Origin of the sequence: Pseudomonas sp. Pse1 (assembly GCF_024519635.1) — a bacterium.
Classification (GTDB): Bacteria; Pseudomonadota; Gammaproteobacteria; order Pseudomonadales; family Pseudomonadaceae; genus Aquipseudomonas.
The window spans coordinates 141,074-155,235 of record NZ_JALJRO010000005.1; the positions used below are offsets into that span (position 1 = coordinate 141,074).

Annotated in this window: 17 protein-coding genes; 12 read left to right on the plus strand and 5 right to left on the minus strand. The window is 59.9% G+C overall.

Annotation, left to right across the window (positions count from 1 at the left end):
- Positions 1 to 6 precede the first annotated feature (6 nt).
- Together NR126_RS09845 and NR126_RS09850 are read right to left on the minus strand one after the other, a co-directional pair.
- Positions 7 to 798 (minus strand): hypothetical protein, encoded by a 792-nt coding sequence (locus tag NR126_RS09845; RefSeq protein ID WP_256830103.1) that lies wholly within the window; start codon positions 796 to 798, stop codon positions 7 to 9.
- A 99-nt stretch (positions 799 to 897) separates the two neighbouring features.
- The gene (locus tag NR126_RS09850; RefSeq protein WP_081786395.1) at positions 898 to 1,908 is read right to left on the minus strand and encodes an alpha/beta hydrolase; all 1,011 of its coding nucleotides are present in this window, start codon (positions 1,906 to 1,908) and stop codon (positions 898 to 900) included.
- 79 nt (positions 1,909 to 1,987) lie between these two features.
- On the opposite strand from NR126_RS09850, the gene aroC reads away from it, so the two are divergent.
- The 4 genes from aroC (at position 1,988) to NR126_RS09870 (ending at position 5,367) form a co-directional block, all read left to right on the plus strand.
- Positions 1,988 to 3,079 (plus strand): chorismate synthase, encoded by a 1,092-nt coding sequence (gene aroC, locus NR126_RS09855; protein ID WP_027620052.1) that lies wholly within the window; start codon positions 1,988 to 1,990, stop codon positions 3,077 to 3,079.
- A 28-nt stretch (positions 3,080 to 3,107) separates the two neighbouring features.
- Positions 3,108 to 4,259 carry an MFS transporter gene (locus NR126_RS09860; protein ID WP_177327265.1) on the plus strand — a complete coding sequence of 384 codons (1,152 nt, stop codon included), beginning with the start codon at positions 3,108 to 3,110 and terminating at the stop codon, positions 4,257 to 4,259.
- A gap of 97 nt (positions 4,260 to 4,356) precedes the next feature.
- A complete protein-coding gene (locus NR126_RS09865) occupies positions 4,357 to 4,884 on the plus strand; it encodes an acireductone dioxygenase (RefSeq protein ID WP_256830104.1) in 528 nt (175 codons plus the stop codon).
- A gap of 216 nt (positions 4,885 to 5,100) precedes the next feature.
- Positions 5,101 to 5,367, plus strand: a complete 267-nt coding sequence (locus NR126_RS09870; protein WP_033866308.1) for a response regulator transcription factor — start codon at positions 5,101 to 5,103, stop codon at positions 5,365 to 5,367.
- 119 nt (positions 5,368 to 5,486) lie between these two features.
- Here the strand turns inward: NR126_RS09870 and NR126_RS09875 are convergent, their stop codons facing one another.
- Positions 5,487 to 5,765, minus strand: coding sequence for a DUF3509 domain-containing protein (locus tag NR126_RS09875; RefSeq protein ID WP_027620056.1), 279 nt, complete (start codon positions 5,763 to 5,765; stop codon positions 5,487 to 5,489).
- 357 nt (positions 5,766 to 6,122) lie between these two features.
- Here NR126_RS09875 and NR126_RS09880 point away from each other — a divergent pair, with 357 nt between their 5' ends.
- The 5 genes from NR126_RS09880 to NR126_RS09900 all read left to right on the plus strand — a co-directional run bounded on the left by NR126_RS09880 (position 6,123) and on the right by NR126_RS09900 (position 11,846).
- The gene (locus tag NR126_RS09880; protein WP_256830105.1) at positions 6,123 to 7,952 is read left to right on the plus strand and encodes a long-chain-acyl-CoA synthetase; all 1,830 of its coding nucleotides are present in this window, start codon (positions 6,123 to 6,125) and stop codon (positions 7,950 to 7,952) included.
- Positions 7,953 to 8,049: 97 nt separating this feature from the next.
- The gene (locus NR126_RS09885; RefSeq protein ID WP_027620058.1) at positions 8,050 to 8,568 is read left to right on the plus strand and encodes an ankyrin repeat domain-containing protein; all 519 of its coding nucleotides are present in this window, start codon (positions 8,050 to 8,052) and stop codon (positions 8,566 to 8,568) included.
- Positions 8,569 to 8,669: 101 nt separating this feature from the next.
- Positions 8,670 to 9,200 carry a hypothetical protein gene (locus NR126_RS09890; RefSeq protein ID WP_027620059.1) on the plus strand — a complete coding sequence of 177 codons (531 nt, stop codon included), beginning with the start codon at positions 8,670 to 8,672 and terminating at the stop codon, positions 9,198 to 9,200.
- A gap of 80 nt (positions 9,201 to 9,280) precedes the next feature.
- Positions 9,281 to 9,472: a PLDc N-terminal domain-containing protein gene (locus NR126_RS09895; protein WP_027620060.1), complete on the plus strand. Its 192-nt coding sequence runs from the start codon at positions 9,281 to 9,283 to the stop codon at positions 9,470 to 9,472.
- Between the two features lie 280 nt (positions 9,473 to 9,752).
- Complete coding sequence (locus NR126_RS09900; protein ID WP_027620061.1) at positions 9,753 to 11,846, plus strand: LTA synthase family protein; 2,094 nt, start codon at positions 9,753 to 9,755, stop codon at positions 11,844 to 11,846.
- Between the two features lie 109 nt (positions 11,847 to 11,955).
- On the opposite strand, the gene NR126_RS09905 is transcribed toward NR126_RS09900, so the two are convergent.
- Entirely contained in the window at positions 11,956 to 12,108 is a 153-nt protein-coding gene (locus tag NR126_RS09905; protein ID WP_033866310.1) for a DUF3309 family protein, read from the minus strand.
- Positions 12,109 to 12,374: 266 nt separating this feature from the next.
- On the opposite strand from NR126_RS09905, the gene NR126_RS09910 reads away from it, so the two are divergent.
- The 3 genes from NR126_RS09910 (at position 12,375) to csrA (ending at position 13,917) form a co-directional block, all read left to right on the plus strand.
- Positions 12,375 to 13,190 carry an SDR family oxidoreductase gene (locus NR126_RS09910; RefSeq protein ID WP_105753786.1) on the plus strand — a complete coding sequence of 272 codons (816 nt, stop codon included), beginning with the start codon at positions 12,375 to 12,377 and terminating at the stop codon, positions 13,188 to 13,190.
- 64 nt (positions 13,191 to 13,254) lie between these two features.
- Positions 13,255 to 13,587, plus strand: a complete 333-nt coding sequence (locus NR126_RS09915; protein ID WP_027620063.1) for a YnfA family protein — start codon at positions 13,255 to 13,257, stop codon at positions 13,585 to 13,587.
- 141 nt (positions 13,588 to 13,728) lie between these two features.
- On the plus strand, positions 13,729 to 13,917 hold the full coding sequence (gene csrA, locus NR126_RS09920) for a carbon storage regulator CsrA (protein ID WP_027620064.1): 189 nt from the start codon (positions 13,729 to 13,731) through the stop codon (positions 13,915 to 13,917).
- A gap of 4 nt (positions 13,918 to 13,921) precedes the next feature.
- Here csrA and NR126_RS09925 read toward each other — a convergent pair whose 3' ends face one another.
- A complete protein-coding gene (locus tag NR126_RS09925; protein ID WP_027620065.1) occupies positions 13,922 to 14,149 on the minus strand; it encodes a YheU family protein in 228 nt (75 codons plus the stop codon).
- Between the last annotated feature and the right edge of the window lie 13 nt (positions 14,150 to 14,162).

The following is a 14,162-nucleotide window of genomic DNA, read 5'->3' on the forward strand; positions in this document are numbered from 1 at the left end:
AGGGATCTAGCGGTGGGTCGCGATCCAGATCAGCAACCCGGCCTGAAACATGGCGAACGCCACCAGACAGGTAATAGTGAAGCGCAGCCCGGTTTCCTCACGCTTGAACTTGCTCACTGTCTCTTCCTGCTTCTGCAGTTTGACTTCCTGCTCGGCCAGATTCTGCTCGGCCTGCTGAAGCATCTGTGCGGCTTCGAGGATCTCCACGAACTGCAGCTTCTCGTTGTTCCAGTCTCCCAGCAGATCGCCAACCTTGCCTTCCCTGACGCTACCCTTCAGATGCTGGGCGTCGGCATAAACCACATCGAAACCCTGGACCCGCAGAAAGTGGTCGCGGCGCAGGCGAGTGTCTTCCACCAGCGCATCTTTATTGCTCAGATCGATGGCATCGAAGCTGTAGCTCGACCATTTTCTCTTTGCCCAGGTAATGCCCTGGGCGGCGAGGAAACGACCGATGCCGCGGTTCATGGGTTCGACCTGCAGGCCGGTATCCGGGCGAAAGTGCACGCGACGCAGTTCGTGGTCGACCCAGACGTCGAGGTGGTTCTGCTCCTTGCGCACCTTCTGCCACGGCAGGTTAATGCTCAGGCGTAGCAGGCTGTGCTGATGGTTGTTGCGCTCGGCATAGCCGAACTCGACAAAGCGCAAAGGCCGGCCCCCGGTCGCACGATCGGTTTTCAGCGGCGCCAGGCGCAGCATGCGGTGATGCTCGGCCTGGACGTCCGCCCACGGCAGGTCAACCGTTTCGGCTGGCGCGGTATCGGCAGCGGTGTCGGGGGCTTTTTGGGTTTCAGTCATAACGGCAAGGTCCTGTCCAAGCTCTGCGTGTCGACCGCCAAAGGGCTGTCGACACCGGCTTATCGGCCGCTTTTTCCAGGACTGGAGGGTAAAACCGGCTTAACTTGGGCGAATGCCGTCAATAAAGCCGAGGATCCGTGTGCCGAGTTCGGCGGCCAGTGGTAGTTGTGGATCCTTATAGGACGCCAACTGGCGCTTGAGGTCGTTGGGGACGATGCGCATCACGTGATTCATGCCCTCGATCACTGCCAGTTGTGCGTCGGGCTTGGCCGCCTTGAGCATTTGCGCGTCAGCGACACCGACCTGCACATCGTTGCTGCCCTGGATAATCAGTGCCGGCATTTTCAGTCGGGCAAAGGCGGCTGCCGGGTCCTGGCGAAACAGGCTGATCAGGTACGGCTGGACGCTGGGGCGGAAAATCACTTGCAACGGCGCCGGCACGTCGGTATCGACCCGGCCGGCCTTGAGGCTGTCCAGTAATTGATTGGCACGGGCCTGCAAGGGCGGCGGCAGGTGTTCGGCCAATTGCTGGCGCAGTACCTGATCCACCGGTCGTGCGCTGCCTGAGAGGGAGATAACGCCGGCGGCATCGACTTGCGGGGCGGCGAGGGTGGCGACCAGCGCGCCCTCGCTGTGCCCCAACAGAATCAGCGGCCCGAGGCGCGAGTCGGTCTTGAGTTGCTTACCCCAGGCAACGGCGTCGGCGACGTAAGCCTCAAGACTCAGGTTGCGCTCATCCGGTGTGGCGGCCAGGCTCGCCGCCACACCGCGCTTGTCGTAGCGCACGCTGGCAATGTTGTGTTTGGCCAGCAGCCAGGCCAGGCGCTTGAGGCTGTCATTGTTGCCGCCATCAGGATTGTTGCCGTTGCGGTCGGTGGGGCCGGATCCGGAAATAATCAGCACCACCGGAACCGGTTTCGCGGATTCGGGCAGCAGCAAGGTGCCAAACAGCTCACCGCTGCCGGTGTCCAGGCTGACGGGACGTTGCAGAACCGCGGCCTGGGCCACGTGGGGCAGCAGACCGGCAATCAGGGCCAGACTCAAGGCAATTACTCGCAGCATCATCACGCCATCATCGATTAGGTGTCGGTTGGACTCGCAAGCATCAATAAGGTTCGAGGGTGATCTACCGGTATAGCCTGCGTATACTGGCGCGCACTTAGTTCAGCGATTTCACGGAGCGCCCTGCATGTCCGGCAATACCTACGGCAAGCTGTTCACTGTCACCACCGCGGGCGAAAGCCATGGTCCGGCGTTGGTCGCCATTGTCGATGGCTGCCCGCCGGGCCTCGAATTGTCCCTGGACGATCTGCAGCGCGACCTCGACCGCCGCAAACCGGGCACCAGCCGCCACACCACCCAGCGCCAGGAAGCCGACGAAGTCGAAATCCTCTCCGGGGTGTTCGAAGGGCGCACCACCGGCTGCGCGATTGGCCTGTTGATTCGCAACACCGACCAGAAGTCCAAGGACTACTCGGCGATCAAGGACCTGTTCCGACCGGCCCACGCCGACTACACCTACCACCACAAATACGGCGAGCGCGACTACCGTGGCGGCGGCCGCAGTTCGGCCCGCGAAACCGCAATGCGCGTGGCGGCCGGGGCGATTGCGAAAAAGTACCTGGCCACCCAGGGCATCGTCATTCGTGGCTTCATGAGCCAGTTGGGCCCGATCGAAATCCCGTTCAAGACCTGGGATTCGGTGGAACAGAACGCCTTTTTCAGCCCTGATCCGGACAAAGTGCCAGAACTTGAGGCCTACATGGATCAACTGCGCCGTGATCAGGATTCCGTGGGCGCGAAGATCACCGTGGTCGCCGAAGGCGTCAAGCCTGGCTTGGGCGAGCCGATTTTCGACCGTCTCGATGCCGAACTGGCCCACGCGTTGATGAGCATCAACGCGGTCAAGGGCGTGGAAATCGGTGCCGGTTTTGCCAGTGTGGCCCAGCGCGGCACCGAGCATCGCGATGAGTTGACCCCTGAAGGCTTCCTCAGCAACAACGCCGGCGGCATCCTCGGTGGCATTTCCTCGGGCCAGCCGATCGTCGCCCACTTGGCGCTGAAGCCGACCTCGAGCATCACCACCCCGGGCCGTTCGATCGATGTCGACGGTAACCCGGTGGACGTCATCACCAAGGGCCGCCATGACCCGTGCGTCGGCATCCGCGCCACGCCAATCGCCGAAGCAATGATGGCCATCGTCTTGATGGATCACCTGCTGCGCCATCGCGGGCAGAACGCCGATGTGCGCGTCAGCACCCCGGTGCTGGGCCAGCTGTGAAGCCATGCGCTGAAGTCGCTGCGGTCTGATGGCCGTGGCGGCGCTCCCGTACTGGCGGCTCTCCAGTTTTTACCTGTGTTATTTCGCCTTGCTCGGTTCGACAGCGCCTTTTCTGGCGCTGTACTTCGATCACCTGGGTTTTTCCGCCGCGCGCATCGGCGAACTGGTGGCCATCCCCATGCTGATGCGCTGCATCGCGCCGAACATCTGGGGTTGGTTGGGCGACTACACGGGCCGGCGCCTGGCAATCGTGCGCTTTGGTGCAGTGTGCACGCTGCTGACCTTCTCGTTGATCTTCATCAGCAAAAGCTACGCCTGGCTGGCGTTGGTCATGGCGCTGCATGCGTTCTTCTGGCACGCGGTGCTGCCGCAATTCGAAGTCATCACCTTGGCGCACTTGCAGGGCCAGGCCTCGCGCTATAGCCAAATCCGCTTGTGGGGCTCAATTGGCTTCATCATTACTGTGGTTGCCCTGGGCCGTTTGTTCGAGTGGCTGAGCTTGGACATCTACCCGGTCGCCTTGGTGGTGATCATGGCGGCGATTGTCCTCAGCAGCCTGTGGGTGCCCAACGCGCAACCGTTGCAGGGGCATCGATTGGCAGGCGAGGGCTTTCTCAAGCAATTGCGCAGTCCGGGAGTGTTGGCGTTTTACGCTAGCGTGGCGCTGATGCAGATGAGCCACGGGCCGTATTACACCTTCCTGACTCTGCACCTGGAGCGCCTCGGCTACAGCCGCGGCGTGATTGGCATGCTCTGGGCCCTGGGCGTGGTCGCCGAGGTGCTGGTGTTTTTGGTCATGAGCCGGATTCTCACGCGGTTCTCGGTGCGCCGGGTGCTGATTGCCAGTTTCCTGCTGGCCGCCGTGCGCTGGGTGTTGCTGGGAACGTTTGCCGAATTCCTCTGGGTGTTGCTGTTTGCCCAGATCCTGCACGCCGCCACCTTCGGCAGCTTTCACGCCGCCGCCATCCACTTCGTGCAACGCAGCTTCGGCGCCCGTCAGCAAGGCCAGGGCCAGGCCCTTTACGCGGCGCTGGCCGGCACCGGTGGTGCGCTGGGCGCTTTGTATGCCGGCTATAGCTGGAATGCCCTGGGGCCTGCCTTCACCTTTAGTATTGCCAGCGTCGCGGCCCTGGCGGCAGCCGTTATTATTGCGACACGTATGCAGGAGGAGAGGCCATGAACATGGCGCTGGAACCCTTTGTCCTGCACCTGATCCATGGCGCTGTCCGTACGGTCTAAATGACCGCACGGCCGCGTCGCCCACAAGGAAAACCTGCATGAGCAGCCTGTCTGTCTACCACATTTCAAGCCTGGATCTGCCGAACAAGGTCCTGACCCATGGCGAAGACATCACCGCGACCCTGGCCGAGCACGGCGTACGGTTCGAGCGTTGGCCCGCCGCGGCGAAAGTCCAGGCTGGAGCCAGTCAGGATGAGGTCGTTGGCGCCTATCAGCAGCAAATCGAGCAACTGATGAGCGAGCGCGGCTACGACAGGGTGGAGGTACTCAGTGTAAGCGGCGATCAGCCCTCAGCGCCCCCTTACGAGCAGCGTCATGAGCAGGACGTTGTAAGACTATTCGTCATGGGGCTTGGCTTGTTCAATCTGCATATCGACGACTATATCTATGCCGTCCTGTGCGAAAAAAATGATCTGCTGCTGCTTCCAGCCGGCTTAAAACACTGGTTCGACAGCGGGGAGCGCCCGCACTTCATGGCTATTCGTCTGTTCAGTGCCGCGGATGGCGCCGTCGCCCACGTCACCGGCGACGATATCGCCAGCCGTGTCCCGCGCCTGGACGACTAACGCCCTGAATGAACGCTACTGACTGACTACTCGCCGTAACCCGTCAGCCATTTCAGCGAATCTACACAAGACTGTGAGCTCGCCTGTAGGACCTGTAGGTCGTTGCCTATTGGTCCGTCAGGCATCCCTGATTTGCCTTTTTCATCTTGTTTAATCTCCTGCCTATGTAAGTCTTTCTTTCTGATTCGGGGCTGTTCAGCCGTAGGGAGGAAGGGAATGACAAGCGCAACGCCTGAGGCTGTGCCGCTGTCGAAGCCGGTGCAACACCGGCGCATCGTCAAGGCAGGCAGGCCGCTGAGCAAAAAGGAACTGGAGGTCTTGCGTTGGGCCACACAGGGCAAGACCGTTTGGGAAATCAGCGTGATCCGTGCGATTTCCCCGGCCACCGTGAAATTTCACCTGAGCAACATCTACGCCAAGCTCGGGGTGAGCAATCGTGCGCAGGCGGTGGGTGAGGCCGGCAGGCGAGGCTTGTTGCGCTGAGCGAAAAGAAGACCGTCAAGCGCAAATGCCGCTCTTGTAGGAGCGAGCAAGCTCGCTCCCACGGAATCGAACAGCATTACAACTGCGTGGACGTGGCAGCCAGAAAATTGGCTAAATATTTACATCGAGTAATAGCTCGGCAGCGCAAAGCGTTGCTGGCTCTGCAACATGGAAATCTGCGGCAACTCGCTGGCATGTTCGGCCAAATCGCGGCGGATGGCGCTGATGGCCCAGGATAATTGATCGCCGGCGTGCAGTTGCGAGTAGGAGATCGACCGCTTGAACACTCGACCATCACTGCTGCGCAACGTCAGCAGGATCCCGCCGTCCGGACGTGGCTGAGTGGTGACGTCGTAGTTGGAGAACAGCGAAGTAAACTTTTCTTGGATCAGGTTCATGTCAATCGGCTCCATTTGCGCATGTGTGGCAAGCATGGAGGGGTAGTTGCAGCGATTGTGCCAGTATTCTAGATTTATAAATTCGTTATAAATCAATAAGTTAATAAAAATTGAATTTATTGGATTCGTGCAATCTGCATGAATGGCCATCGTGCATCCTGCATTTTGCGAGGTGACGGGCAGTGCTGAGGTCTTGCTCGGCGGATACAAAACATTTCAAAAACTGCGTGTACAGCCGCGCAACCGCAGGCGTACTTTTTGCCCGTTCAGCAGAGGAATTGCTGTTGTGTCTCATGCCCGAACACCGCCCGACAATAACAATACAGGCCCGACGCAGAGGGCCTAGCGGGAGCATCCATGAGCGGCACGCATCACGACATGATCACCTGGAGCATGATGCTCCGAAAGCTACCGGCAATCGTCAAAGCCCTGCCACGAGTGGTCAAGGGGTTGAAGATCGGCAACGTCAAACAGCCGGACCAGCCTTGTGGCCTGGCCTTCACCTTCGAGCAGGCGACGCTGCGCAACCCGGATGGCCCGGCGCTGCTGCAAGGCTCGGTGGTGCTCAGCTATCGCCAGGTCAATCAGTGGGCCAACCGCATCGCCCACCATCTGATTGCCCAAGGGATCGGCAAGGGCGACGTGGTCGGTATTCTCATTGAAAACCGCCCCGAGTTGCTGGTCAGTGTGCTGGCAGTGGCCAAGGTCGGCGCTATCAGCGCCATGCTCAATACCTCTCAGACCCAGCAGGCGCTGCTGCATAGCGTCAATCTCGTCAACCCGGTGGCCGTTGTGGTGGGGGCGGAGTTGGTCCAGGCCTACTCGGCGATTCGCCAGCGAGTGGCCATCGATCCCGATAAAACCTGGTGGTTGGCCGATCCGCTGAATCCGCAAGCGTTGCCTGAGGGCTTCGCCGACCTGATCGCCGCAAGTGTCGATTGCCCCTTGGACAATCCAGCCAGTAGTCAGCAGGTATATTTCGACGACGCCTGTTTTTACATCTATACCTCGGGCACCACAGGCTTGCCCAAGGCCGGAGTGTTCAAGCACGGGCGCTGGATGAAGAGCTCCACCAGTTTCGGTCTGATCGCCCTCGATATGGGACCCGACGATATCGTCTATTGCACCCTGCCGCTGTACCACGCCACCGGGCTGTGCGTGTGCTGGGGTTCGGCGATTTGCGGCGCTTCGGCGTTCGCCATCCGCCGCAAGTTCAGCGCCAGTCAGTTCTGGAATGACGTGCGCAAGTACCGCGCCACGACTATCGGCTATGTCGGCGAGCTGTGTCGCTACCTGATTGACCAGCCCGCAGGCCCTGACGAGCGCGAGCATGGGGTGGTGAAGATGATCGGCAACGGTTTGCGCCCAGGGGTGTGGAGTGAGTTCAAGGGGCGTTTTGGCGTCCGGCACGTCTGTGAACTGTATGCGGCGAGCGACGGCAATATAGGCTTCAGCAACATTCTTAACTTCGACAACACCATCGGATTCTCGCTGATGTCCTGGGAGCTTGTGGAGTTCGCCCATGAAACAGGGGCGCCGCTGCGCAACGGCAGGGGCTTCATGCAGAAAGTCGGCAAGGGGCGGCAGGGGCTGCTGTTGGCGAAAATCGATGACAAGGCGCCACTGGACGGCTACACCGATCCGCAGAAAACCGAAAAAGTCGTGCTGCATGATGTCTTCGAAAAGGGCGATCGCTACTTCAATACCGGTGACCTGTTGCGCAATATCGGCTTCGGCCATGCGCAGTTTGTCGATCGGTTGGGCGATACCTTTCGCTGGAAGGGCGAGAATGTTTCGACCACCGAAGTTGAAAACATCCTGCTGCAGCATCCGCAAATCGCCGAGGCCGTGGCCTATGGCGTGGAGATCAGCAATACCAATGGCCGGGCCGGGATGGCGGCGATTACCCCGGCGGAGTCCCTGGCCACCCTGGATTTCACTGATCTGTTGAAATTCGCCCGGGAACAACTGCCCGGCTACGCAGTGCCGTTGTTTCTGCGGGTCAAAGTCAAAATGGAAACCACCGGCACGTTCAAATATCAGAAGACCCGACTCAAGGAGGAGGCCTTTGATCCAGGCAAGACGGCTGAGGATCCGATTTACGCCTGGTTGCCGGGGTCGGACACCTATGTGCAAGTGACCGAGCAGATACTGCTGGATATCAATGCGGGCAAGTACCGTTATTGATTGTGGCTATGGCGGCGCGAGAGAAAAAAGGGGTGACAGCGGCAGCGCCGCTTGAGGACACTAGCGGCTTTGCGATTGACCGAATGTGGAGCCTCAAATGTCAGACCAATCCCGCCAGATGACCCCGGAAGAAGCCGCGGAGTTTGCCGAGCAGGTTTTCAACAAGGCTCGCGAGGGCGACGCGGCCATGCTCGCGGCCCTGCTGAGCAAAGGCTTGCCGGCTAACCTGCGCAACCACAAGGGCGACACCCTGCTGATGCTGGCGGCCTATCACGGGCATGTCGAGGCGGTGAAAGTCCTGCTCGAACACAAGGCTGATCCGGAAATTCGTAACGATAACGGCCAGAGCCCGATTGCCGGCGCGGCATTCAAGGGCGATCTGCCAGTGGTCACCGCCTTGATTGAAGGTGGCGCCGAAATCGAAGGTTCGTCCTTCGACGGCCGTACCGCATTGATGATGGCGGCAATGTTCAACCGCACCGCGATCGTCGACTACTTGATCAGCAAAGGGGCCGACCCCCGGGCCAAGGATGCCAATGGCATCACCGCGCTGGACGCGGCGAAGACCATGGGCGCGACCGACACCACGGCGCAATTGCAGAAAATCCTCGGCTGAGTGGCCTGGCGTTGAGTCGGTGTTGGTCAGCCAGTGCCGGCCAAACGTTGGCAAATACGCTATTCTTCGCCCCCGAAAATCTCCCCGCAACAGGATCCGCCATGAAAGCTGCACTCATCGAACTCATCAGTAAAATCAGCTCCGGCTGCATGAGCGAGGACGAAATCACGCGGATCGCCGACGAAGCGGCGCAAGCCTACGCAGATCCCGAGGCCTTTCTGGCGGCCAATCCGGATATCAATTACGACGAGACCTTCCCGATTGCCCTGGGTGAGTGGGTAGTTGTGGGTAGCCTGCCGGAGACGGTGTTGTTCCAGGCCGACACCTACATGGATCTGTTTGCGCAGATCGTCGCCTCGTTCGGCCCGGACGTGGCCTTCAACATCAAGCCCAAGCAACTGGCCAAGACCGAGGCGTTGACTGCGCTCAATCGCATCCAGATCCAGATGGGCAGCATGAATCCGGAAAACGGCGGCTACACCCTGATCAACTTCAGCCAATTGCTCGACGATGAACTGCAGGTGGTGCTGGTATACGGCAATGACGTGGCGCGGGTCCTGGAGTTGTGTGCCGAAGTCGGCATCCAGGCGGCGCAGTCCCTGGAAGCGCTGAAAGTGGCGGTCCACGTCTGAACCCTTGGGTGCAATAAAACGGAACCCTTGCGGGAGCGGGCTATCCTAAGGGACGAATGCCTTCTCTTTGGAGTGACACCATGGGTTCTACCTTCAATGGCCTGATTGGCCTGATCATCCTCGCGCTGGATATCTGGGCGATTATCAATGTGCTCAAAAGCAGTGCGTCCACCGGGATGAAAATTGTCTGGACGCTGTTGATCCTGCTGTTGCCGGTGCTGGGCCTGATCATCTGGGCAATTGCCGGGCCACGAGGGAATGTGCGTATTTGACCTCCCACAGGCAGGTCAACAGAGGGGCCGATCAAGGCCCCTTTTTTGTGTTTCGAGATATGCGTTGCACGAAATTTTCACAATCGCTCCAAGACAATCCTTCCGCGCAAACTTCACCCCGGCCATCCTTGATCCAGTAATCAATGGCAATGGCGTGGGTGATCGTGCAACATCTGCGCACCGCGCAAAGTCCCGGCCGTTGCCCGCAGGTGACGGCAATCAGAGGCCACGGCGCCGCGACTGCTTTGCAACTTCAACTTCCAATGGGTCCTAAAACGACATGGCAAACCCGGACGCCCTGAATCAGCAGCGAGCCTCGAATCGTCTGCTGCAACCGACCGTGAAATCCCATCTGGCCTACACGCTGCTTTGTGCCCTGGTCATGATGGTGATGCTCTCCCTGCTGCGCGTGGCGCTGCTGGTGTACAACCGGGAGATGATGCTCGATACACCGGCTTCGACCTTCCTCGAAGCATTCGCCAACGGCTTGCGCTTCGACCTGCGCCTGGTGGTCTACCTGAGCATCCCGCTGTTGCTGGCGCTGTTCAGTGTGCGCGCCATGGCTGCGCGCGGCCTGTTCCGCCTGTGGCTGACCGTGGTTTCGAGCATCGCGCTGTTCCTCGGCCTGATGGAGATGGATTTCTACCGCGAATTCCACCAGCGCCTCAACGGCCTGGTCTTCCAGTACGTCAAGGAAGACCCGAAAACCGTGATGAGCATGCTCTGGTACGGTTTCCCGGTGGTTCGCTACCTGCTGGCGTGGGTGGTCGGGACCTGGATCCTCAGCCTAGCGTTCAAGGGCGCTGACCGTGCCACCCGTCCTCGGGGCCCATTCAGCGGTGGCAATGTCAGCACCCGCCAGGTGGCACCGTGGTACACCCGCACCGCGGTGTTCATGGTCTGCCTGCTGATCTGTGTCGCGGCGGCCCGTGGCACTCTGCGTCAGGGCCCGCCAATGCGCTGGGGCGACGTGTACACCACCGACTCCAACTTCGCCAACCAGTTGGGCCTTAATGGCACCTTGCAACTGATTGCGGCAGCGAAAAGCCGTATGTCCGAAGACCGCGACAACATCTGGAAACCTACCCTGCCGCAGCCTGAAGCGCAGCAGATCGTGCGTGACCTGCTGGTGATGCCGGACGAAAAACTGGTGGATGCCGACACCGCTGCCGTGCGCCGCGACTTCCTGCCGCCAGCAGACAAGACCCTGCCGATCAAGAACGTCGTGGTCATCCTGATGGAAAGCATGGCCGGTCACTCGGTCGGTGCGCTGGGCGCGCCGGGCAACATCACGCCGTACCTGGACAAACTGTCCCAGGAAGGCCTGCTGTTCGACCGCTTCTTCTCCAACGGCACCCACACCCACCAAGGCATGTTCGCCACCATGGCGTGCTTCCCGAACCTGCCGGGCTTCGAATACCTGATGCAGACCCCGGAAGGCAGTCACAAGCTGTCGGGCCTGCCGCAGTTGCTCAGCGCGCGCAAGTTTGACGATGTATACGTGTACAACGGCGACTTCGCCTGGGACAACCAGTCGGGCTTCTTCAGCAACCAGGGCATGACCAACTTCGTCGGTCGCAACGACTTCATCAACCCGGTGTTCTCCGACCCGACCTGGGGTGTGTCCGACCAGGACATGTTCGACCGCGGCCTGGTGGAACTGAAGGCCCGGGAAAACGGCAAGCCGTTCTACGCCTTGCTGCAGACCCTGTCCAACCACACCCCGTACGCGCTGCCGACGCCGTTGCCGGTGGAGAAGGTCACCAACCGTGGCAACCTCAACGAGCACTTGACCGCCATGCGCTACTCCGACTGGGCACTGGGCCAGTTCTTTGAAAAGGCGCGTAAAGAGCCGTATTTCAAGGAAACCCTGTTTGTCATCGTTGGCGACCACGGTTTTGGCAACGAGCGCCAGATCACCGAAATGGACCTGGGCCGCTTCAACGTGCCGATGCTGATGATTGCGCCGGGCATCCAGGAGAAGTTCGGCAAGCTGGACCATACCGTCGGCACCCAGGTCGACATCGTACCGACCATCATGGGTCGCCTCGGTGGCGAAGTGCGTCACCAGTGCTGGGGACGTGACCTGCTCAACCTGCCGGAAGGCGATACCGGTTTCGGCGTGATCAAGCCGTCGGGTAGCGAGCAAACCACGGCAATCATCACCCAGGACCAAGTGCTGGTACTGCCTAAAGAGAAAGACATGGCGCCGAAGATGTACAAGTACCAACTGGGTGCCAACCCGGGCGCCGAAGTGGTGCCGGATGCACCGCGTACAGCGGAGATGAAGCAAAAACTTGAAGCATTCCTGCAGACAGCGACCAAGAGTCTGATGGATAACACCGCCGGTGTCGTCGACGGCACGCCGGATTAATCTGCGCCGCAGTAACGCGCCGGATTAACGTCCAGCGTAACGAACTGTCGGAGCGAGCCAGCTCGCTCCGACAGTTTTCTGGAAAAGCGCAGGGGTTGTTGGTTACCCGTCAAATCCTGCCCAGTAGCAGCAACACCAGCAAGACCACCACCACTACGCCGATCACCCCTGACGGTCCATAACCCCAACTTCTGGAGTGTGGAAACACCGGCAGGCCGCCGATCAATAGCAGAATCAGAATAATCAGAAGAATCGTGCCCATGTCGAATTCCTTATTGGAGTGGCATTGAACGTCGCACTGGTTGAACAACAGGCTCGCTTGTTTTAAATCCGAGCGGCTTAAAACTTCCGACTGCGGCATACACGAGAAAATTCAAAGTTTCTTCCAGCAGGCTGCGTTGTTCCGCGTTAGTCCAGCCCTACGCGTTGCGGTTTGCCCGGGGCATTCAGCGCTTTGATGGTCGTGGGTGTAGGAAATTCCTTCGCTACACTGCGAGCATCTTTCCCAGAACAACAAGGCAACTTCCTATGCAAAATCGCATGATGATCACTGGCGCCGGGTCCGGCCTGGGTCGCGAAATCGCCCTGCGCTGGGCGCGTGAAGGTTGGCAGTTGGCCTTGTCCGATGTCAGTGAACCGGGCCTTCAGGAAACCTTGAGGCTGGTGCGCGAGGCGGGCGGTGATGGCTTTATCCAGCGTTGCGACGTGCGCGATTACAGCCAGTTGACCGCCTTTGCCCAGGCTTGCGAGGTCAAGCTCGGCGGCATCGATGTGATCGTCAACAATGCGGGCGTGGCGTCCGGTGGCTTTTTCAGCGAGTTGTCGCTGGAAGATTGGGACTGGCAGATTGCGATCAACCTAATGGGGGTGGTCAAGGGCTGCAAGGCGTTCCTGCCGCTGCTGGAGCAGAGCAAAGGCAAGATCATCAACATCGCGTCGATGGCGGCACTGATGCAGGGGCCGGCCATGAGCAACTACAACGTGGCCAAGGCTGGCGTGGTGGCACTGTCCGAGAGCCTGCTGATCGAATTGGCGCAGCAGGAGATCGGCGTGCACGTGGTCTGCCCGTCGTTCTTCCAGACCAACCTGCTCGATTCATTCCGCGGCCCGACCCCGGCCATGAAGGCCCAGGTCGGTAAGTTGCTGGAAAGCTCGCCGATCAGCGCCAGCGACATTGCCGACTACATCTATCAGCAGGTGGCGGCCGGAGAGTTCATGATCCTGCCCCACGAACAAGGGCGCATGGCCTGGGCGCTGAAGCAGAAAAACCCGCAATTGCTCTACAACGAAATGACCCTGATGGCCGACAAGATGCGCGCCAAGGCCCGCCAGGGCGCCAACTGAGCTTGCGACTGACCGACTGCCTCGTTAGGGTGGCCGCACCTGGCTTCCCTGACGAGATGGATGCATGCTCAATTACCTGTGGTTCTTCCTCGCCGCGCTGTTTGAAATCGCCGGCTGCTACGCGTTCTGGATGTGGCTGCGCCAGGGCAAAAGCGCCTGGTGGATCGCGCCGGCGCTGCTCAGCCTGACGCTGTTCGCCCTGTTGCTGACCAAAATCGAATCGAACTATGCCGGTCGGGCTTATGCGGCCTATGGCGGCATCTACATCGTGGCCTCGATTGGCTGGCTGTGGATGATCGAGCGGGTCCGGCCGCTGGGTTCTGACTGGTGGGGCGTTGCCCTGTGTGTGCTGGGGGCGAGCATCATTTTGTTGGGACCGCGCTTCACTGCAACTTGAGGCAAAACCGCTGCTTTGCAAGGGATGTCTGTAGGGTAATTCGATCTAGCGTGTAGGAGGTGGCTGATTTCCCGCGGCTGTCTTGAAGGGCCGCCACAACCCGGCCATCTTCAAGGCCCGGTTACCTCAAGGACTACAGCCATGCTCGTTCTCAGCCGCGCTATCGGTGAACAGATCTCCATTGGCGACACCATCACGGTACGCATCCTCGCCGTGAGTGGCGGCAACGTGCGCTTCGGCATCGAAGCCCCGCGACACGTTAACGTCTACCGTTGCGAAATCTATGAGCGCATTCATGCCAAGCGCCTGCGCAAGGAGGTGCGGGGCTGAATATTCAGTCGAACAGGTGCTTGGGCACGTCGTGCTTGAGCATAAGCTGGCACTGCTCGCTTTCGGGATCAAAGACAATCACCGCCTGGCCTTTACTCAGGGCATTGCGCACCCGCAGTACGCGGGTTTGCAAAGGGGTGTCGTCACCGTTGTCGGTGCCGTCGCGGGTGACGAAGTCTTCGATCAGGCGGGTCAGGGTGTCGACTTCAAGTTGCTCGTGGGGGATCAGCATAACTACCTCGGTC

Coding starts and splice junctions, on each gene's coding strand:
- NR126_RS09845 (WP_256830103.1), bottom strand. CDS start 798: ATGACTGAAACCCAAAAAGCCCCCGACACCGCTGCCGATACCGCGCCA.
- aroC (WP_027620052.1), top strand. CDS start 1,988: ATGTCCGGCAATACCTACGGCAAGCTGTTCACTGTCACCACCGCGGGC.
- NR126_RS09860 (WP_177327265.1), top strand. CDS start 3,108: ATGGCCGTGGCGGCGCTCCCGTACTGGCGGCTCTCCAGTTTTTACCTG.
- NR126_RS09865 (WP_256830104.1), top strand. CDS start 4,357: ATGAGCAGCCTGTCTGTCTACCACATTTCAAGCCTGGATCTGCCGAAC.
- NR126_RS09870 (WP_033866308.1), top strand. CDS start 5,101: ATGACAAGCGCAACGCCTGAGGCTGTGCCGCTGTCGAAGCCGGTGCAA.
- NR126_RS09875 (WP_027620056.1), bottom strand. CDS start 5,765: ATGAACCTGATCCAAGAAAAGTTTACTTCGCTGTTCTCCAACTACGAC.
- NR126_RS09880 (WP_256830105.1), top strand. CDS start 6,123: ATGAGCGGCACGCATCACGACATGATCACCTGGAGCATGATGCTCCGA.
- NR126_RS09885 (WP_027620058.1), top strand. CDS start 8,050: ATGTCAGACCAATCCCGCCAGATGACCCCGGAAGAAGCCGCGGAGTTT.
- NR126_RS09890 (WP_027620059.1), top strand. CDS start 8,670: ATGAAAGCTGCACTCATCGAACTCATCAGTAAAATCAGCTCCGGCTGC.
- NR126_RS09895 (WP_027620060.1), top strand. CDS start 9,281: ATGGGTTCTACCTTCAATGGCCTGATTGGCCTGATCATCCTCGCGCTG.
- NR126_RS09900 (WP_027620061.1), top strand. CDS start 9,753: ATGGCAAACCCGGACGCCCTGAATCAGCAGCGAGCCTCGAATCGTCTG.
- NR126_RS09905 (WP_033866310.1), bottom strand. CDS start 12,108: ATGGGCACGATTCTTCTGATTATTCTGATTCTGCTATTGATCGGCGGC.
- NR126_RS09910 (WP_105753786.1), top strand. CDS start 12,375: ATGCAAAATCGCATGATGATCACTGGCGCCGGGTCCGGCCTGGGTCGC.
- NR126_RS09915 (WP_027620063.1), top strand. CDS start 13,255: ATGCTCAATTACCTGTGGTTCTTCCTCGCCGCGCTGTTTGAAATCGCC.
- csrA (WP_027620064.1), top strand. CDS start 13,729: ATGCTCGTTCTCAGCCGCGCTATCGGTGAACAGATCTCCATTGGCGAC.
- NR126_RS09925 (WP_027620065.1), bottom strand. CDS start 14,149: ATGCTGATCCCCCACGAGCAACTTGAAGTCGACACCCTGACCCGCCTG.